Consider the following 17,360-nt stretch of genomic DNA (forward strand, 5'->3'; position numbering starts at 1 on the left):
TGCGGTGTCGGCTCAGAAGCCGCCGGCGCTGAAACGGAGCGGCTGCACGACGTCGTACGCCGCCTTGCTGATCGGGACCGCATAGTCGACCGTGAGCGGTCCGAATGGCGATGCCCAGGTCATGCCGACGCCGACCGAGGAGCGCAGCACGTTCCTGTTTGCCACCTGGACATTCTGGGTCGGGCCGCGATAGCCGAACACGGTTCCTGCGTCGACGAAGGCCGATGCACGCAGGCCGTATTCCTGCGGCAATCCAGGAATGTTGCCCTGCAGCTCCGCCGTGGTCGCCCAAAACAGGCTGCCGCCGACATTGTCCATCGTCGATCCTGGCGTCAGATCGCGCGGCCCAAAGCCGCCCGGCGCGAAGCCGCGCACCATGGTGGGACCGCCGAAGAAGCTGTTGAGCAGCGGCGCCTGCTGGCCACCCCATCCGGTGATATAGCCGCCTTGCGCGCGCACCATGCCGGTCAGGTCGCTGTTGATGGACCGATAGTAGCGGACGTCGCCCGTGGTCCGCAAAAAGCGAACGTCGCCGCCGAGGCCGGCGAGATCCTGCGTCAACTGTGAGCGAATGCCGCTGGTCGGCGTCTTGTTGTTGTCGAGGGTGCTGTAGGTGACGGTATTGCCGAGCGAGGACACCGTCTGCCGTCCGGCCGCGACCGCTTGGCGGACCGGCAGGGACACCGCCGCCGGCGAAATCCCCGGCGCGAGCACCACCCTTTGGTCGTAGAGCGAATAGCGCCACAGCATGGCAGTCTGCTCGCTGACCGGCATGCCCAGGGTGAGGGCTCCGCCATAGGTATTGCTGCCGAAGGATTGGAACGTGCTGACCATGCTCTGTCGCGCGAACAGCTCCATGCCAGGTGTCGTTCGACCGAGGGCGTAGGGCGAGGTGAAGGACAGGCTGGCGCCGCGCGCGAACTGGCCGTAGGTGAAGGTGGCCTGCGCAGTGTTGCCGGTGCCGAGCACGTTGCGGTCACCGATCTTCACCTCGGCGAGCAATCCGTCCGTGGACGAATAGCCGCCCGAGACGTTGAAGTCGCCGGTCGCCTGATCGACTGCCTCGACATCCACCACCACGCGATCCCTGGCCGAGCCCGGCCGCGTCGAGATCTTGACGGTCTTGAAGTAGTTGAGGTTGCGCAGGCGACGTTCGGCGCGGTCGATCAGCGTCCTGTTGTAGGCATCGCCTTCGCTGACGTCGAACTCGCGCCGGATCACGTCGTCGTGCGTGCGCGTGTTGCCGTGGATATCGATGCGCTCGACATAGCTCCGTCGTCCCTGCTCGATCTGGAAGATGACGTCGGCCAGCCGATCCTGCGCATGCCGATTGATCCTGGGCTCGACCTGCGCAAACGGAAAGCCGAGCTTGCCAAGTTCAGCCGCCAGGACTTCGGAGGTCTTGTCGATCTTGCTCTGGTCGAACGTGTCGCCCTGCTGCACCAGCAAGGATGTGCGCAGGCGGTCGCACGCCAGCCCCTGCACGTTGCAGGAGACGTCGACTGCGGCGAATTTATAGAGTCCGCCTTCCTCGATCGCAAAGGTGAGGTTGTAGCCGCTATTTGCCGCGTCATAGTCGACGCTCACATTGGAAACCTCGGCATCGGCGTAGCCGTGGTTACGATAATATTGTCGCAGCAGCTCGCGGTCCTCGTTGACGCGATCTGCGTCGTAGACGTTGCCGCCGGTCACGAAGCTCAGCACGTTGGTGGCCGAGGTCTTGATCACCGCGTGCAATTGTCGGGCGCCATAGGCGCGATTGCCTGTGAAGTTGATCGCCCTGACCGGCGTCTTCTTGCCTTCGGTGATGGTGAAGACGAGATCGACGCGGTCGTTGCCGCGATCGATGATCTCCGGGACGACGCGGATGTCGTCGCGTCCAGCGCGATGGTACGTCTGGATGATGCGGGCGACGTCGCCCTGGACGGCTGCGCGCTGCAGGCCGGCTCGCGGCTTTGATAGCACCGCGCCCGTGAGCTCCGCATCCTTCACCTTCTTGTTACCTTCGAAGGCGACGCGATCGAGCACTTTTGCTTCCGAGACGCGGACCACGGTCCGTCCGTCGGCGCGGCTGATCTTCACGTCGTCGAACAGCCCGGTCGCAACCAGCGCCTTCAGGCCGGCGTCGAGCGCGGCGGCGTCGTAGCGCCCGTTGGCGTCAGTGTGGAAATAGGATCGCACGGTGTCGGCATCGACGCGCCGATTGCCGTGTACTACAAGGGCTTCGGCCGCCACGGCCGGCGGCGCGGACGTCACCACCAACAGCGTCGCAACGATCAATGCGACATGTCGCGATCTGCTGTCTCCACGGTGACGGCTGTCTTTGGCGGTCAACATGCGCGCATCTGCCTGCTCGTCATGCCGGGATGCAAGAGCCGGTGGGCGGCCAAATCATGTCGAAGCCGTGGAGACTTGGCGGCCTGCGATCACGCCTGCGAAGGGTGACCGGCAGGGAATCGAGCGCGGCCGCAGAATTGACGCAGAGTCGATTCAAACGGCGTGCAGCATCGTCCTCATCCGTACGCGCCAGCAGATGCTGATGCGGCGAACGTTTGTCGGGAGCTGACCATGCGCGCGATCGCCTTGGCCCTCATCGCTTGCACCTTCGTTCAATCAGCCCTTGCTGCTGCGGTCGTCCCAGAGATCGACCCGCGCGCGTCGCTCGGTGTCGTCCAGAACTGGATATACAACTATCGCACCAAACCTGACTACGCCCATGTGCCGGCGGCGGTGCGGGTGCTGTTCCACTCGCAGACGTTCAAGGAGCCGGAGAACGCGGGCATCTATCTCGGCTTCATCGCGGGGGCGATCGGCTCCAATCCCGCCAAGGCCGAACAACTCGTCAACAGCTTCTTTCCCGTGCCTCCCGAGGAGGAGTGGGTGGTCGTGCGTGCCATCGCTTATTCAGGTCTGCCGGATTGGCGCAATCTCATGCGCAGGGTCGCGCCGAAGATGCCGGGCCGCCGCGTGATGATCGACGGCTATCTCAGCGGCGCACAGCCGACCTTGATGGACGTCCCATTGGAGGAAACGAAGCCTGGCGTGATGGACAAGCTGCGTGCCGCATTGACGCAGAATCCGTTCAAGAAGGAGGAGCGCAAGCTCGACACGCGGCTCAGCTACGCGACCCACCAGGATCTGCTCGACATCCTCTGGGGTTATTACTTCGCGACCGGCTCGCGCGTGCCGATCCAGCGCATCGTGCAGATGCTGCCATGGTCGAAGAGCCGCGACACGGTCGACAAGCTGACCATCGGTAGCATGGCGCGCTATACGCTTGCCAGCTACTCGGTGCGCGATGCCAGCCTGCGCGACTATCTCCGGGAGGAGCTGGCGCGGCAGTCGGGACCGGTCAAGGAGCCGCTCAGGGAGGTGGTTGAGGCCGCCGATACGGTGCAGCTCGGCGCCGTCCGCAAGGATGCCGTCGCCGCGGTCGAGGAGCTGAAGACCAAGGGCTCTGACGCCCGGCGCAACATGGATTTCTGGGGACAGCTCGGCGTCGGTGCCCTTGCGCTCGGCTGCGTCTCGGCTGCGGCGCTGGGGCAGGTCGCCGTCGGCATCCCCTGCGTGATCGGCGGCTCGGCCTCGCAGGGCCTGCTCTCGTTCTGGGAGAAGCAGCAATAGGCCGTCGGTGACGCAGCGGTGGCGTTCGTTGGCGGCCGGGGGAAGGGGAGAGCCGGTCGAGCGGAGCGGCGGGGGCTGACACTCAGGGCGCTCTTGATGCCGAAGCGGCCTGATCGCGCGCCCAACATACACACTCAAGGGTTGTTCGGCTTTTCGTTTCCTCTACGAAAAGTAGAAAAAGTAGTCAACGCGCAGTCTCTGCTGGCACGCCTATGAAAAAATCAGGACAGGCTGGCCTTCACTGCAGCCGGATAAACCGGCTCACGGTGAACCTCCGCGCCAGATTCGTCGACGACGACGATGGACAGCCTGCGGTCGGTGATGCGCGGGTCGTGCCGGAGTCGCCGGGCTAAATCCCGGCTGTGCTCGATCGCCCCCGCACTCGTCGCAAATTCCAAGCCGGTCCGGTCTCTGGTCGGAATGCCATCCTTCATATCGAAATAATAAGTGCGCATGGTCTTCCTGCAGCCGCTGTGTGGCGGGAGTGGGCACGGAGCCCGAGCGGGATCCGCAACCCATTCTTCCCCCAAAGCAAACTATAGAAGACCTCTAATGTGGAGGACAAGCTTACCGCTGCCGTAATCCCCGCGCATTGTTCGGTAAACGACCGTTTCCACTGGTATCGTCAGCCAGAAACTGCCAGAAGACCCAAATTGTGACGCCGAAATCAACCCACCGGTCAGTTCGGCTTGCTGCGAGAGTTGTTCCCTGGCATACTTTCAACCTCATCGGGTTCCGCACGGTCGATTTCCAGGCGGGCCATCCTGAGGATCAGGGTCGCAGTCGTCAGACCGAGACTTTCAGCCTCGATTGCTGCAGTATCTACCTTGCGTGCAAGGCCTTCACGTTTGCTAAGGACTGGCATTACCGTTTCCTGCCAAAGGTGCGAGATGAAGAATTCAACATTCATCGCGGAGCTGCACACGAAGCTCGGAGCCCCATCGAGCGAAGCCGTGGAAAGCCTTCGTCTGCTGAAGGCGTTCCTGAAGCTGGCTCCGGGCCAGCGCATCGAGGTGATCGAGATAGTCGAGCGGTTGACCGCAGACGCCCTTTCGGAGACCGACCGCCCTCTGTCCTGACCTCATCCCTCCCGATTGCATGCAATGGTTGCGGGTGGCCGCGTAGCGATCGCGTAGATTGCATCATCCAGCGCTTCCGATTCGTGCAGCGTCCCGGCCGGCAACAGGATCTTGTCGCCGGCGGTACAGATGCGCTCGCCGCCTTCCCAACGAAACGTGAGCCGTCCCTTGATCACGACGAGGATTTCGTCGACGGGGTGGGTATGGAAGGCGTGAACCTTGCCGGCTGCATCGTGCTGCAGCTCGATGCAGCCCTGCGTCGGCAACAGCGCCAGGATGTCGGGATCGATCGCGAAGCTGGTCTTGGTTCCAGCGATGATCTGGGTCATGCAGCCTGCTCCTTGTCTGTAATGGACGATGGCTTGGTCTGCGCCAGCTTGTGGAAGGGACAGGCCGGCGGCGGCTGGTTGTCGTCGTAGAGGAAGTACTGTTTGAACTCCCGACCCTCCGGATTGCCGTAGCGTCCGAGCTGGGGCGAAGGCGCCGTCGTGTCGAACGGGACCAGCCGTTTGCGCACCTCGCCGAAGGCCTTGGCCGCCGCCTCGTCCGTGCCGAGCATCCGTTCGAACACCCAGCGCGGTTGGAAGGTCAGCATGAATGCGCTCGATCGGCGGCTTTGCCGCATCACATGTGCGGGCGTGCTGCAGACGACGAAGATCGGCTCCCCGGCGAACGAGAACTCCCACATCGGATGATCGACGGTCTCGGGAATTTCGGCGGGCCACGGCTGGCTGTCGACGCGCGCCAGCTGATCGAGGATGTGCCAGAATTTCTTGTAGTAGGAGTCGATGGTCTGGACCGGGCGCGGGCGCGTGAACAGCACCAGCGAGGTGTTGGGCCCGTGCGAGCGGCTCTCCGAGACGAACAAGGCGAGCTGCTGGCCGAGCACGTCGATGTCGATGGGGTCGAGAAACAGATAACGAAGCTGATCGTGACGATAGCCCGCGACGCCGAATACGCACGGAAAGGGTCTTGCTTCGCTGCTCATCTGAGCCTCGAATTCCGAAAACAGGACGCTCTGCCAGGTGCCGGCCTGATGGCCGGATCGGACTTCGTCCCTTCTCAAATACAAACGCGACATACTGACCCTCTCTGTTCTTATGCTTAAGTACGAAGTATCAATTCGCGCCTCATCATCAGCGGCCCAAGGAGTCCAGGAAGCGACATCAGGAGAAGAATCTCGATCAGGGCTGCGTAGCCGGAATCGCTGGCGGCACTGCGCAGGCTTGATCCGATGTCGGGGTCGAGGCCGCTTGCAGTCACCATGGCAAAGGCGATCGCCGGCTGAGCCAGCCCGGCAAAAATGCCGGCGGCTGTCGTATTGATCGATGCGCCGACGCCGATGCGCTCCGCCGTGTAGAGATGCTTCGTGCTTTTCAGGATCAGCGGCACGGTGCCCCCGGCCACCAGACCGAGCACGGCGAACACCGCGCCGACATAGAAGAAGCCGAAGCTGTGCGCCAGTGCCGGCAACAGCATCACGACGAGCAGCATGCGCAGCAGGGTGATGGAAATCAGGGCTGCATTGAGCGACTGCATCCGGTCGGCGGCATGGCCGAGAAAGATCGATCCGATGGCGTTGCCGACCATGAAGGCGAGCAGAGGGCCTCCGGCCGCTGACGGCGAGATGCCGAAATAATGCGCGACCATCGGGATGCCCCACACCCCGGCAAGCGTGGTCACGACCGCGAAATGCGCAGCGAAGCTCATGGCGCAGCCCCACGTCGCGGCCGATCCGAGCGCATGCCAGCTTGTGACCAGGACGCTCTTCAGCGTCCGGCTGGTGTAGTTCGCAGGTGCGGATTTCAAGGTCGCGGACGCGCAGGCAAAGTTCGCGACGCCGACGCAGGCGATGAAGAGAAAACAGGCGCGCCAGCCGAAGCCGCTGACCGCAGCGGCGAGCGGGGTCGTGGCGAGGACGCCGCCGACATAGCCCGACACCTGGGAGATGCCGGACATCAGGCCGAAACGCTGGTCGGAAAAGTTCTGCGCGACGAGCTTCAGCAGCGCCGTGAACACCAGCGCGTCGCCGCACGCCACGACCACGCGTGCGACGAAGACGTCGAACAGGGTAGGCGACAGCGCGAAGGCGGCGCTGCCGAGCACCGACGCCGTCATGCTGCACAGGACGACACGCTTCACACCGTAGCGGTCGACCAGAACGCCCGCGGGGATCTGCATCAAGGTGTAGCCCCAGAAGTAGCTGGAGGCGAGCATCGCGACGCCGGAGGCGTCGGTGCCGAAGTCGGGCATGAAGTCGAGGCCCACGGTCTGCGGCGACATCCGCTGCAGGAAGGCGACGGCGTAGGCAAACGCGACCGTTCCCCACGCAACATAGGCGCGATCGAAGAACCGGAGCGAAGAGGACGCGACCGCTTGTTGTCCGAGCGCCGCCATCACACCCTCGCATAGCCGACGGAGAACAGGGCGTCGGCGGAATCCGGGATGATCCGCGACATCGCGGTCTCGACCAGCGAGGCCCTGCCGTGATAGTCTTGCCTGATATGCTGGATGTGTCCGTAGGCGCCGCGCATGATCATGCGGGGCACCTCGAGCGGCTTGCCCGGATAGATCGTCGCGCACATCTCGACGCAGGCGGCCTGCAACTCCGCATCCGCCGCCTCATCGAGCAGCGACGGCGCGACCCTCTCGCAGATCTTGGCGTTGGCAGCCCACACGATCGGGTTGCGCGTACGCCATCCGTAAAGAATTTCTTCGCCGGGCGTGGCCGACCCAGGATGCTTGAGGATCTGCGACGTAAAGAACCCATACAGGCCACGACCCTGATGTGCGGGTAGTACTTCGGTTCCACTGCGATAGATGGCCAGCCGCTGCGCGATGGTCATCACGCGATAGACCGAAAACGCGACCAGTCCGATGTGATCGTAGACTAGAACGAGGCCGTATTTGCTGTTGAACGGCGATGAGGCCGCGGTCCAATGGGGTTCGATTGCTTTCCAGTTAATGGCAATGATCGAATTCATCGCATCCATGATCGGCTGCCGATCAGGCAGCTCGATCTCCGACGCGTCGGAAAAGCTGTAGACGGTGTAGTCGTCCCATGGCGAGGCGATCGTCTTGTATCGGCCGTCCAGGTTGCGCGACATCACGTGAACTCCAGCACTGCAAGGTCGAGCTATACAGGCGGTCCTCCGATGGCTTAAAGGACAATATGCCCTCGAATCCTGCCAACTCTCCCCGGCGTGCTGCGGTGCGTCGAGATGGTGCCGAAAGGCGGCTCGCCATCTTTGCCTTTCCCGGAGTGACGCTGCTCGACGTTTCCGGCCCGGCGCAGGTGTTCGCCGAGCTCAGCGAGATCGAGCTGCCGGGGCCGGGCTATGCGCTCAGCTACGTGTCAAAAGAGGGCGGACTGGTGCCGACCGATGTAGGCCTGATGATCGACACCGCGCCGCTCTCGTCCGTGAAGCCGGAGGAGGTCGACACGCTGCTGATCCCTGGGGGGCCGGGCATCTGGAAGCTGCGGCAGGACGAGAGGGTGATGCAGTGGATCGGGGAGGTGCTCCCGGGCGCCCGGCGGATCGCATCCGTCTGCCTCGGCGCCTTTGCGCTGGCCTGGGTCGGCGCGCTGGAGGGTAGGCGGGCCGCGACGCATTGGCGCTACTGCCCCCGCCTGCAGGACAGTTTTCCGAACGTGAAGGTCGAGCCCGACGCGATCTTCGTGCAGGACGGCCGGGTCTGGTCATCCGCAGGCGTGAGCGCCGGCATCGATCTGGCGCTGGCGATGATCGAGGAGGATTTCGGTCATACGATCGCGCTCGACGTGGCGCGCCGGCTCGTCGTCTTCCTGAAGCGTCCTGGCGGCCAGAGTCAGTTTTCGACCGTCCTGGCGGCGCAGGCGTCCGACGTCGAGGGTCGGTTCAGTGCGCTGCATGCCTGGATCATCGAGAACATCGCGAGCGACCTGCGCGTCGAGGCGCTGGCCGCGAGAGCCGGCATGACGCCGCGCACCTTTGCCCGCACCTATGTCAGCCGCACCGGGATGACCCCGGCACAGGGAGTCGAGGCGCTCAGGGTCGAGACGGCGCGCCTCCTACTCGAAAGCCGCCAGGTCGAAAACGTGGTCGAAGTCGCCAAACGGGCGGGCTTTGGCGACGACGAGCGCATGCGGCGGGCGTTCCTGCGGCATCTCGGCGTGTCGCCATCGGAGTATCGGCGCCGCTTCTCGGGCTGAGCGGCGCTTGCCGCAACCGGGGCTGACAAGATTCGCCGGAGTCGACGTCTTTTCCTTTGCTTTCGGGTTAGTCTCGCCGTTCGCGTTGAGGCCAGAGCGGCCATGCCTTATGCGATCGCTCGAAGGCTTCCGTAAGAGGCCATGTGTATAACGCTGAAAATTTGATGCAGATCCGCCTCTGCGGACGGGAAAGGCCAATGACCAACATCGTTCCCTTTCGCACGAGGACACTCTCTCCTCAGGCCGCCTTTGCGACGGCTGAAGAGAAGGCCGCGGTTGTGGTGGCCGGTGCCGGCCACATGGACACCGTGCGAGCCGGTGCATTCGGTGTCAGGGAGGATGCGAGAAAAACTGTCCTCCTCCTCGATCTTGCCCTGCAGCATGCGCGAGAGCTCTCAGGCCTCGTTACGGACCGAGCGCGCGCGGCGGACCTATGATCGTCACCTCGCTTCGATCGAATACGCGCTGCAGATTACGCGCCAACGTATGGCCGCACTCTGACAGGCGCTGGCAGCCCCGTCTATTTGTACGGCGACGCAGGGAGTCGGATGTGGTAGTTGGATCTGTCGTGGAGGACGCAACGATGACTCAAACCAAACTGGAAGTGCCCGCTGAACTGCGGGACCTGGCCGAAAAGACCATCTCGCAGGCGGAAAAGGCGTTCGAGATGTTCTTCGACGCAGCCGGCAAATCGATCGGCACGGTTCCGGGGCCTGCCGCCGACATGTCCAAGCAGGCGCTCACTCTCACCGAGCAGAACATCAAGACGGCTTTCGAACACGCTCGAAAGCTCGTTCACGCCACCGAGCTCGAGGAGGCGATGCGGATCCAGTCCGAGTTCCTGCGCAGCCAGTTCACCAACGCCGGTGAGCACATGAAGACGATCACGTCGAGCATCATGTCCGCCGCGAGCAAGGCGACCGAACCCAAGAGCTGAAGCGCGAGCCTCGCCGTCGCAGGAGCGACGGTCTGCATGGACAGAGCTCGGCGGCAGCGCTGCCGCCGAATGGACACGGGCGGACGAGACGGGCGAAAGAGCCCAGCCCTATTTTCGCAGGCTGCCGATATAGGCGGCGATGTCGGCCGCCTCCAGCCGGTTGAGCGGAAAGCTTGGCATCTTCGGATGCGGGTCGAGCAGGAAAAACGCGACCTTCTCTGGCGTGAAATCCGTTTTCTGAGCAATCTGAGCGAAGGTGGGAACGTCCGCGCTGGCCTGCTTCTGCGTCCCTTCGATGAGGTGGCATGAGGCGCACCAGCGACGGGCCAGATCCCCGCCGTGATCCGGATCGGCGGCCCATGCCGGTGTCGACGCCGCAGCCGCGATCGCGATCGCCATAACTCTCATCACCGAGGCGTGCATCAAGGAGCTCCTGATCATTGTCTGTTGAGTGGTGGCATACCTCGCCGGAGTGACGGCGGGTGGCTCACGAAGGAATGTTTCGCCCCTGGAGAGGAGCGATCTTGGCGGCTCCGCCTCGCAGGCACGCGCGGCGCGTCGATGAATCTCGACGTCAATTACAGCATGATTTGGGAAAATGGGACAGGTCGATCCGGCTGACGATTGCCTTCAGGAGCGCGCCGGCGCGGCGCAGCCAGGACATTTCGGCCGAGCGAGACACATCGGTCGAGGCGGTGATCGTCAGCTCTTCCGCAACGTAGGACATGTCGAGCCCTCCCTGTCGCTCAGCATCTTTCCGCTCAGCCTGTTGACGAGGTGCGTACCGCCGCATGCTGGGCATGCGGCGGCCTCATAGGCATCGAACTGGTCGGCAAGAGCCGGTGCGGCCAAGCCGATCTGAACGTTCGATCCCGTCTGGGAGCAGCGAAAAATGAGAGTTTCCATCGCCTGAACATGACAAATGCCGGCATCGATGCCTTGATCTGTCTCAACAGGCGATGAGCGGTCCGGCGCGCGCCGGACCGCCGGAGAGAGAGAAAGTCAGGTCAGGCCATGCGATGCGGCCTTCGCCATCTCGATCCGTTCGGCGACATTCACCGTGGACACGGAACCCGTTTGGGCCGCACGGAGCGCCGCATCGATCTTCGACTTCACGCGCCGGGCCGCGAGCGCGGCGAGTCTGGTCTGGGTGCGTCCGGTCTTGATCTGATCGCCGAACTCGTACCGCCATTCCCACATGTCCGGTTCAGCAGTCGCCACGACCGTATATTGGACACCTCGGTGGATCACGGAACCCCCCCCTGTCAACATTTCCACTACAAGTCAACGTCTAAGCAATCTACAATCAATCCGGGCAAATACGGGACTGGAACAATTGCCAGTCCGGCGGTGGTGAGATGCTTAACACCACCATGCCGACAATGTTCCACAGGCACCCGGCTTCCGTGCACACTTTTCGAGTACGGATATTGGCCGTGCACAATCGGCTGAAATGACGGGGGGCAGCCTGAAGACGCAAACGGGGGGCTGCGCTCAATGGCCAACCTCGAAATCTGCCGGAAGGGTGGACGACGCGTGCGGCGGATTCGAGTTCCGATCGATGACCGGCAGGAGATATTAAGGCACAACATGCATGCCGGAGTCGATGTTGGTCGGCCATCCCGAGACGAGGTCCATCTTGTTTGCCGATGATCAAGAGCTGGCGAGGACGGATAGCGTGGCAGCCGGCAACGGCAACGGAGGTCGTGACCTCCGGGTCGACGCGTTCCGGGGGCTCGCCCTCTGGTTCATCTTCATCGATCATGTTCCGGACAATTCGCTGGCGTGGCTGACGCTGCGCAACTACGGCTTCAGCGACACCTCCGAGGTGTTCGTCTTCGTCTCCGGCTACACCTGCATGCTCGCCTATGGCGGAGCGCTGCCGAAGCAGGGCTGGGCGACCACGGTGGTGCGGGCGCTGCGGCGCGCCTGGGAGATCTATGCGGCGTTCCTGGTGCTGCTGCTCGCCTATGCGGCGCTGGTCTGGGTGATCGGCGGCGGCACGCGCTTCGTCGACGAGACCAACACCGGCTTCTTCTTTCGCGAGCCCGGGCCCACGCTGGTGCATGTGGCGCTGCTGCAATTCGCGCCCGTCAACACCGACATCCTGCTGACGTTTGCAATCCTGCACATCTGCTTTCCCGTCATCCTGTGGCTGATGATCACCAGCGCGACGTTGACGCTGGTGCTTTCATTCCTGCTCTACATGATGGTTCAGCTGTTCAGCTGGCAGGCGCCGGCGTGGCCGAGCGGCGAGCTGTATTTCAATCCGTTCGCCTGGCAATTCCTGTTCGTGATCGGTGCCTGGTATGGCTGTGCCGGCGCCACACGCCTGCGTCCGCTCCTCGACTCGCGAGCGCTGTTGATCGTGGCGATCGGCTATCTCGCGTTCAGCCTGTTGATGGCGCTCAGCTGGGAGTTCAAGAGTCTCGAGAATCTGATCCCGTCGGTCATCAGCGGCCTGATCTATCCGATCTACAAGAGCCACCTGGCGCCGGTGCGGTTGTTGCACTTCCTGGCGCTTGCCTTCGTGGTGTCGCGGCTGGCTCCGCGGGACTGGAAGGGGCCAATCCGTCCGCTGATGACGGCCATGATCAGGTGCGGCGAGAACTCGCTCCCGATCTATTGCCAGGGTGTGCTGCTGGCCTTCCTCGGCCAGGTCGTGCTGACCGACGTGGCGAGCGGGTTGGCGATGCAGCTGCTGATCAGTGTCGCCGGGATTGCGATCATGACCATCGCGGCCACGCTGCTGACATGGGAATCGCAGCTCGACCGGCGCGGGCCGCGGCTGTTCTGACCGCCGTTCCTCAACGCCGGCGTGCGACGGTGACCCCGAGCAGGAAGGCGACGAACAGGCTCGCGAGCGGGGCCTCGCGGGTGATCGCGCTGATGGTCGACAGGGCGGTCCCGGGCCGCCGCGCGTCCCTTGCCGCTTCGCTCAGCCGGTCCACGGCCGCACTCAGGGTACCCACCACTTCGCCGAGTGCATGCGACATGTCCGTCGCGGTGTCGAGCGCGCGTTCGGCGACGCCCGGCTGCGGAGGTGTTTCGAACGTTTCGCTGCTCACTGTCGTTGCCTTCTTGCCGCGGCTCGTCGGATTGGCACCCTCGTGCCGACGCGATTCGGCCGAGGGGCGCATGTAACGCTCGTGGGAAATGCCGGCTGATGCGATTGGTTCCCTGGGACCGAGACGCATCGCCGGCGAAGCGCGCGGTGCAAAATCGCGCTACGCTGGGCGCCCGGCCGTCGATGAAAGGATTCCGTCTTGGCTTCTCCAGACCTTAAAGCGCCACATCGTATCGCCGTCCTTGGTGCTCCGATCGATCTCGGCGCGTCGGTCCGCGGCACGCTGATGGGGCCTGCTGCGCTGCGCACCGCAGGTCTTATCACCGTGCTGGAAAGCCTCGGGCTCGATGTCACCGACTACGGCGATGTCGGCATCGCCGACATGACGGAGCCCGGTGACGAGCCGCCGGTGAAGGCCAAGCACTATCGCCAGATCCAGCGCTGGTCGCGGGTGCTGGCGCGTCGCAGTCACGAGCTGGCGCAGACCGGCGCCATCCCGATGTTTCTCGGCGGCGACCATTCGCTGTCGATGGGGTCGGTGAACGGGATCGCGCGCCATTGCCGCGAGATCGGGCGGGAGCTGTTCGTGCTCTGGCTCGACGCACATGCCGACTACAACACGCCCGAAACCACCATCACAGCGAACATGCACGGCATGTCCGCCGCGTTCCTGTGTGGCGAGCCGGGTCTCGACGGCCTGCTCGGCGACGAGGCGCGCACGCCCATCACCCCAGATCAGTTGGAGCTGTTCGGCATCCGCTCGATCGACAGGGCGGAAAAGGAGCTGCTGCGTCTCCGTCGTATCAGCATCGCCGACATGCGCGCCATCGACGAGTTCGGCGTCGGCGTACTGACGCGCCGGATCCTCGACAAGGTTCGTGCGCGGAACGGCGTCCTGCATGTGAGCTTCGATGTCGACTTCCTCGATCCCGAGGTGGCCCCCGGCGTCGGCACGACCGTACCTGGCGGCGCGACCTATCGCGAGGCTCATCTCATCATGGAGATGCTGCACGATTCCGGGCTGGTGCGTTCGGTCGATATCGTCGAGCTCAACCCATTCCTGGACGAGCGCGGCAAGACCGCGCGGGTCGCAGTCGAACTGATCGCCAGCCTGTTCGGCCAGCAGATTACCGATCGGCCAACGCCCACGAACGCGATCGTGCCGGACCAATAGGCGGATGCCTCTTCGCTCGCCGCTGGTGAGCTCGAGGCATCCGAGGGCGTCGAGCTCAGTAGCGGGCGTCGTACATCTTCGACTCGACCAAGCCGAGCAGATCGTTCGGCGCCGGCCCCGTGGCGAGCCCGTTCTGATAGGCAACGCCGGCCACCGCGGCGCCGATCTGGGCAGACACCTCGCGGATGCGCGGCAGCGCCGGGTACAGGCTGCCCTGCTCGAGATCGGCGCCGGTGACGCAGTTCGCCAGGGTGTGCGCGGCAGCCATGAACATCTCGTTCGTCACCAGCCGCGCGCCGCTGGCGATGACGCCAAGGCCGACACCGGGGAAGATGTAGGAGTTGTTGCCCTGGCGCGGCACGAAGGTCTTGCCGTCGAGCTTGACCGGATCGTAGGGGCTGCCGCAGGCGAACAGCGCGCGGCCCTGGGTGTAGCGATAGGCCGACTCTGCCGAGCATTCCGCCTTCGAGGTCGGATTTGAGAGCGCAAAGATGATGGGGCGCTCGTTCAGCTCGGCCATGGCCTGCAGCACTTCCGGCGTGAAGGCGCCGCCGACCGCTGCCACGCCGATGATCGCCGTCGGCTTGAGCGTCCTGATCGCGGTGAGGAAGTCTGCGATCGGGGCCTGGTCGTGCGCATAGCGTAGCTTATGGCCGTGCAGGTTCTCTCGCCCCTTGATGACGAGGCCGCGCGAGTCCATCAGCCAGTTGCGCCGCAGCGCCTCGGCTTCGGACAGGCCCTCGGCCATCATGGCGGAGACGACGAGATCGGCGATGCCGGTGGCCGCCTCGCCGGCGCCGAGGAACAGCACGGTCTGATCGCGCAGTTTGCCGCCAGTGATACGCTGCGCCGAGAACAGGCCGGCGAGCGCCACGGCTGCGGTGCCCTGGATGTCGTCGTTGAAGACGCAGGTGTCGTCGCGATATTTGTGCAGCAGCTTGAACGCGGCGTGGTTGGCGAAATCCTCGAACTGGATCAGCACGCCCGGGAAGGCGGCGCGCGCGGCCGTCATGAACTCGTCGACGAACGTGTCATAAGCTTCGCCCGTAAGGCGCTTCTGGCGCAGCCCAATGTAGTAGGGGTCGGCCAGAAGCTCTTCGTTGTTGGTGCCGACATCGAGCATGACCGGCAGGCACTCCTCCGGATGAATGCCGGCGCACGCCGAGTACAGCGACAGCTTGCCGACCGGAATGCCCATGCCGTTGGCGCCGAGATCGCCGAGCCCGAGAATGCGCTCACCGTCGGTGACGACGATCAGCTTGGCGCGATATGGCCAGTTGGCGAGGATCTCCGCGATCCGGCCGCGGTCATTGGCCGAGATGAACAGGCCGCGCGGACGCTGGAAGATCAGGCCGAATTTCTGGCAGGCGAGGCCGACGGTCGGCGTGTAGATCAGCGGCTGGATCTCGTCGATGTTGTCGCAGACCACCCGGAAGAACAGCGCTTCGTTGCGGTCGTGCAGTGCATTCAGTGCCACGTACTTCTCGAGGTCGCTGGACAGGCTGCGAAGATTGACCAGGATCCGCTCGGCCTGGGCCTGCATCGGCATCACGCCGGCGGGCAGGAAGCCGCGCAGGCCGAGCGCATCGCGCTCCTGCTCGGTGAAGCCGGTGCCCTTGTTGAGCAGCGGATCGCGCAGCAGCGCGAGTCCGCGCGGAGAATAGGGGGATAGCGTCGGTGCGCTCATGCGTTGCGGTTGGGTCAAGGCAGTCTCCGAGGTCCTTTGTTCGAGCACCGCCATACCGGAGCGCGCCCAGCGTTGATCGGCATCAATCGCGGCGGGATGGCGGGAACGGACTGTTAACACAGTTTACGTCCCGCGTTGCACCAATGACATTGTGCAACTGCGTTGCAGCCGACGCAGAGGGAAACGCGATGGTCGCTAGGCGCGGCCCGTGACGAATGACCACAGCAGGGCCAGCACGGCGATGGCCATGATACCTGTCCCGATCCATCCCAGGGCGATCAGCCAGGACCGTCCGCGGAAGCGGCCCATCAGCCCGGCATTGGACACGATCATCATCATCATCGCCATGATCGGCACGGCGGCGATGCCGTTGAGCACGGCGCTCCACACCAGCATGTGGATCGGGTCGATGCCGGTGAAGCCGAGCCCGAAGCCGATGATCGTGGCGGCAGCAATGATGCTGTAGAAGCCGACCGCCTCGTCCGGCTTGGCCTCCAGGGTCGCGTGCCAGCCGAAGGTCTCGGCGACGGCGTATGCCGCCGAGCCCGCCAGCACCGGGATCGCCAGCATGCCGGTCCCGATGATGCCGAGCGCGAACAACAGGAAGGTGAGGTCGCCCGCGAGCGGGCGCAGGGCTTCGGCCGCCTGCGTCGCCGAGTCGATCCTGGTGATGCCATGCGCGTGCAGCACCGTGGCGGTCGTCACGATGATGAAGAACGCGATTGCGTTCGAGAAGATCATGCCGATCGTGGTGTCGATCCTGATCCGTCGGAGGTCGGGGTGGTCCTTCTTCGACAGCTCGCGCAAGGGACGGTCGACCTTGCCCTGGTTCATCTCCTCGACCTCCTGCGAGGCCTGCCAGAAAAACAGGTAAGGGCTGATGGTGGTGCCGAGGACGGCCACAACCGTCAGCAGATAGTCGGCCTCCGTCGAGGGGCTGGGCCATACCGCCGCGAGCAGCGCCGTGCTCCAGGGCACTTCGACCATCAAGGCGGTCGCGACGTAGGCGAACAGGCTGAGGGTCAGCACCTTGATGAAAGGTGCGTAGCGGCGATAGGGCAGGAATACCTGGAGCAGCGTCGACCCGGCGGCGAAGATCAGCGCGTGCTCATGGTTGAGACCGCCGATCACCAGCGACAGCGCCTCCGCCATCGCCGCGATGTCGGCTGCGATGTTGAAGGTGTTGGCGCCGACCAGGAGGGCGACGAGGCCGAAGACGATCCCGCGTGGCGCAAGCGCAGTGATGTTGGCCGCCAGCCCTTTGCCGGTGACACGGCCGATGCGCGCGCTCACCAGCTGGATCGCGATCATGAAAGGCGCGGTCAGAAAGACCGTCCACAACAGCCCGTAACCGAACTGCGCGCCGGCCTGGGAGTACGTCGCTATTCCCGACGGATCGTCGTCGGCGGCACCGGTCACGAGACCTGGACCCAAAACCCGGAATACGCTCCAGGGCGACCGTTTCGGTTTGTTCGGTTCGGATGCAACGGTCATGGCCATGGCAGTGCTCCCCCGGCGGTGTATGTCTCTCGAAGTCGCACGCCCTCTTTTCGTTCCCGGCTCCGGAACCGGAGGGGAGTACCAGCGTTCCAGATCACGT

20 protein-coding genes are annotated in these 17,360 nt (G+C 64.1%); 7 read left to right on the forward strand and 13 right to left on the reverse strand.

Going from position 1 to position 17,360, the window contains the following annotated elements; translation table 11 throughout:
- Positions 1–12: 12 nt before the first annotated feature.
- The gene (gene bamA, locus QX124_RS05040) at positions 13–2,337 is read right to left on the reverse strand and encodes an outer membrane protein assembly factor BamA (protein ID WP_315796521.1); all 2,325 of its coding nucleotides are present in this window, start codon (positions 2,335–2,337) and stop codon (positions 13–15) included.
- A 231-nt stretch (positions 2,338–2,568) separates the two neighbouring features.
- On the opposite strand from bamA, the gene QX124_RS05045 reads away from it, so the two are divergent.
- Positions 2,569–3,624 (forward strand): hypothetical protein, encoded by a 1,056-nt coding sequence (locus QX124_RS05045; RefSeq protein ID WP_315796522.1) that lies wholly within the window; start codon positions 2,569–2,571, stop codon positions 3,622–3,624.
- Positions 3,625–3,845: 221 nt separating this feature from the next.
- Here QX124_RS05045 and QX124_RS05050 read toward each other — a convergent pair whose 3' ends face one another.
- Together QX124_RS05050 and QX124_RS05055 are read right to left on the reverse strand one after the other, a co-directional pair.
- A complete protein-coding gene (locus QX124_RS05050) occupies positions 3,846–4,079 on the reverse strand; it encodes a DUF6894 family protein (RefSeq protein ID WP_315712992.1) in 234 nt (77 codons plus the stop codon).
- A 224-nt stretch (positions 4,080–4,303) separates the two neighbouring features.
- Positions 4,304–4,534 carry a hypothetical protein gene (locus QX124_RS05055; RefSeq protein WP_315739109.1) on the reverse strand — a complete coding sequence of 77 codons (231 nt, stop codon included), beginning with the start codon at positions 4,532–4,534 and terminating at the stop codon, positions 4,304–4,306.
- On the opposite strand from QX124_RS05055, the gene QX124_RS05060 reads away from it, so the two are divergent.
- Positions 4,515–4,703, forward strand: coding sequence for a hypothetical protein (locus QX124_RS05060; protein WP_315782872.1), 189 nt, complete (start codon positions 4,515–4,517; stop codon positions 4,701–4,703). The genes QX124_RS05055 and QX124_RS05060 overlap by 20 nt on opposite strands.
- 2 nt (positions 4,704–4,705) lie before the next feature.
- Here QX124_RS05060 and QX124_RS05065 read toward each other — a convergent pair whose 3' ends face one another.
- The 4 genes from QX124_RS05065 to QX124_RS05080 all read right to left on the reverse strand — a co-directional run bounded on the left by QX124_RS05065 (position 4,706) and on the right by QX124_RS05080 (position 7,810).
- Positions 4,706–5,032 (reverse strand): cupin domain-containing protein, encoded by a 327-nt coding sequence (locus QX124_RS05065; RefSeq protein WP_315796523.1) that lies wholly within the window; start codon positions 5,030–5,032, stop codon positions 4,706–4,708.
- The gene (locus tag QX124_RS05070) at positions 5,029–5,691 is read right to left on the reverse strand and encodes a YqcI/YcgG family protein (RefSeq protein ID WP_315782868.1); all 663 of its coding nucleotides are present in this window, start codon (positions 5,689–5,691) and stop codon (positions 5,029–5,031) included. The genes QX124_RS05065 and QX124_RS05070 overlap by 4 nt, the downstream gene beginning before the upstream one ends.
- 116 nt (positions 5,692–5,807) lie before the next feature.
- On the reverse strand, positions 5,808–7,100 hold the full coding sequence (locus tag QX124_RS05075; RefSeq protein ID WP_315796524.1) for an MFS transporter: 1,293 nt from the start codon (positions 7,098–7,100) through the stop codon (positions 5,808–5,810).
- Positions 7,100–7,810, reverse strand: a complete 711-nt coding sequence (locus tag QX124_RS05080) for a hypothetical protein (RefSeq protein WP_315739103.1) — start codon at positions 7,808–7,810, stop codon at positions 7,100–7,102. The genes QX124_RS05075 and QX124_RS05080 overlap by 1 nt, the downstream gene beginning before the upstream one ends.
- Before the next feature lie 65 nt (positions 7,811–7,875).
- Between QX124_RS05080 and QX124_RS05085 the strand changes: the two genes are divergently transcribed.
- The 3 genes from QX124_RS05085 (at position 7,876) to QX124_RS05095 (ending at position 9,832) form a co-directional block, all read left to right on the forward strand.
- Positions 7,876–8,895: a GlxA family transcriptional regulator gene (locus tag QX124_RS05085; protein ID WP_315771510.1), complete on the forward strand. Its 1,020-nt coding sequence runs from the start codon at positions 7,876–7,878 to the stop codon at positions 8,893–8,895.
- A 197-nt stretch (positions 8,896–9,092) separates the two neighbouring features.
- Positions 9,093–9,332: a hypothetical protein gene (locus QX124_RS05090; protein WP_315796525.1), complete on the forward strand. Its 240-nt coding sequence runs from the start codon at positions 9,093–9,095 to the stop codon at positions 9,330–9,332.
- Positions 9,333–9,478: 146 nt separating this feature from the next.
- Positions 9,479–9,832: a phasin gene (locus QX124_RS05095; RefSeq protein WP_315739142.1), complete on the forward strand. Its 354-nt coding sequence runs from the start codon at positions 9,479–9,481 to the stop codon at positions 9,830–9,832.
- 108 nt (positions 9,833–9,940) lie between these two features.
- On the opposite strand, the gene QX124_RS05100 is transcribed toward QX124_RS05095, so the two are convergent.
- From QX124_RS05100 to QX124_RS05110, 3 genes are all read right to left on the reverse strand, one after another.
- Positions 9,941–10,255: a c-type cytochrome gene (locus QX124_RS05100; protein WP_315739101.1), complete on the reverse strand. Its 315-nt coding sequence runs from the start codon at positions 10,253–10,255 to the stop codon at positions 9,941–9,943.
- Positions 10,256–10,406: 151 nt separating this feature from the next.
- Positions 10,407–10,559 carry a hypothetical protein gene (locus tag QX124_RS05105; protein ID WP_315796526.1) on the reverse strand — a complete coding sequence of 51 codons (153 nt, stop codon included), beginning with the start codon at positions 10,557–10,559 and terminating at the stop codon, positions 10,407–10,409.
- A gap of 275 nt (positions 10,560–10,834) precedes the next feature.
- Positions 10,835–11,083, reverse strand: coding sequence for a hypothetical protein (locus QX124_RS05110; RefSeq protein ID WP_315739099.1), 249 nt, complete (start codon positions 11,081–11,083; stop codon positions 10,835–10,837).
- A 427-nt stretch (positions 11,084–11,510) separates the two neighbouring features.
- Between QX124_RS05110 and QX124_RS05115 the strand changes: the two genes are divergently transcribed.
- Positions 11,511–12,629 carry an OpgC domain-containing protein gene (locus QX124_RS05115; RefSeq protein ID WP_315796527.1) on the forward strand — a complete coding sequence of 373 codons (1,119 nt, stop codon included), beginning with the start codon at positions 11,511–11,513 and terminating at the stop codon, positions 12,627–12,629.
- Positions 12,630–12,639: 10 nt separating this feature from the next.
- Here the strand turns inward: QX124_RS05115 and QX124_RS05120 are convergent, their stop codons facing one another.
- Entirely contained in the window at positions 12,640–12,900 is a 261-nt protein-coding gene (locus tag QX124_RS05120) for a hypothetical protein (protein WP_315739141.1), read from the reverse strand.
- Positions 12,901–13,098: 198 nt separating this feature from the next.
- Between QX124_RS05120 and rocF the strand changes: the two genes are divergently transcribed.
- A complete protein-coding gene (gene rocF, locus QX124_RS05125) occupies positions 13,099–14,073 on the forward strand; it encodes an arginase (RefSeq protein ID WP_315796528.1) in 975 nt (324 codons plus the stop codon).
- A 55-nt stretch (positions 14,074–14,128) separates the two neighbouring features.
- Here the strand turns inward: rocF and QX124_RS05130 are convergent, their stop codons facing one another.
- Together QX124_RS05130 and QX124_RS05135 are read right to left on the reverse strand one after the other, a co-directional pair.
- Entirely contained in the window at positions 14,129–15,760 is a 1,632-nt protein-coding gene (locus QX124_RS05130) for an NAD-dependent malic enzyme (protein ID WP_315782899.1), read from the reverse strand.
- A gap of 195 nt (positions 15,761–15,955) precedes the next feature.
- Positions 15,956–17,260 (reverse strand): divalent metal cation transporter, encoded by a 1,305-nt coding sequence (locus QX124_RS05135; protein WP_315782860.1) that lies wholly within the window; start codon positions 17,258–17,260, stop codon positions 15,956–15,958.
- Positions 17,261–17,360 lie beyond the last annotated feature (100 nt).

Origin of the sequence: Bradyrhizobium sp. SZCCHNRI3043 (genome assembly GCF_032377735.1) — a bacterium.
Lineage (GTDB): Bacteria > Pseudomonadota > Alphaproteobacteria > Rhizobiales > Xanthobacteraceae > Bradyrhizobium.

Excerpts from the sequence above, each read along its gene's own strand:
- bamA (WP_315796521.1), bottom strand. The coding sequence starts at position 2,337 with ATGTTGACCGCCAAAGACAGCCGTCACCGTGGAGACAGCAGATCGCGA.
- QX124_RS05045 (WP_315796522.1), top strand. The coding sequence starts at position 2,569 with ATGCGCGCGATCGCCTTGGCCCTCATCGCTTGCACCTTCGTTCAATCA.
- QX124_RS05050 (WP_315712992.1), bottom strand. The coding sequence starts at position 4,079 with ATGCGCACTTATTATTTCGATATGAAGGATGGCATTCCGACCAGAGAC.
- QX124_RS05060 (WP_315782872.1), top strand. The coding sequence starts at position 4,515 with ATGAAGAATTCAACATTCATCGCGGAGCTGCACACGAAGCTCGGAGCC.
- QX124_RS05055 (WP_315739109.1), bottom strand. The coding sequence starts at position 4,534 with ATGAATGTTGAATTCTTCATCTCGCACCTTTGGCAGGAAACGGTAATG.
- QX124_RS05065 (WP_315796523.1), bottom strand. The coding sequence starts at position 5,032 with ATGACCCAGATCATCGCTGGAACCAAGACCAGCTTCGCGATCGATCCC.
- QX124_RS05070 (WP_315782868.1), bottom strand. The coding sequence starts at position 5,691 with ATGAGCAGCGAAGCAAGACCCTTTCCGTGCGTATTCGGCGTCGCGGGC.
- QX124_RS05075 (WP_315796524.1), bottom strand. The coding sequence starts at position 7,100 with ATGGCGGCGCTCGGACAACAAGCGGTCGCGTCCTCTTCGCTCCGGTTC.
- QX124_RS05080 (WP_315739103.1), bottom strand. The coding sequence starts at position 7,810 with ATGTCGCGCAACCTGGACGGCCGATACAAGACGATCGCCTCGCCATGG.
- QX124_RS05085 (WP_315771510.1), top strand. The coding sequence starts at position 7,876 with ATGCCCTCGAATCCTGCCAACTCTCCCCGGCGTGCTGCGGTGCGTCGA.
- QX124_RS05090 (WP_315796525.1), top strand. The coding sequence starts at position 9,093 with ATGACCAACATCGTTCCCTTTCGCACGAGGACACTCTCTCCTCAGGCC.
- QX124_RS05095 (WP_315739142.1), top strand. The coding sequence starts at position 9,479 with ATGACTCAAACCAAACTGGAAGTGCCCGCTGAACTGCGGGACCTGGCC.
- QX124_RS05100 (WP_315739101.1), bottom strand. The coding sequence starts at position 10,255 with ATGCACGCCTCGGTGATGAGAGTTATGGCGATCGCGATCGCGGCTGCG.
- QX124_RS05105 (WP_315796526.1), bottom strand. The coding sequence starts at position 10,559 with ATGTCCTACGTTGCGGAAGAGCTGACGATCACCGCCTCGACCGATGTG.
- QX124_RS05130 (WP_315782899.1), bottom strand. The coding sequence starts at position 15,760 with ATGAGCGCACCGACGCTATCCCCCTATTCTCCGCGCGGACTCGCGCTG.
- QX124_RS05135 (WP_315782860.1), bottom strand. The coding sequence starts at position 17,260 with ATGGCCATGACCGTTGCATCCGAACCGAACAAACCGAAACGGTCGCCC.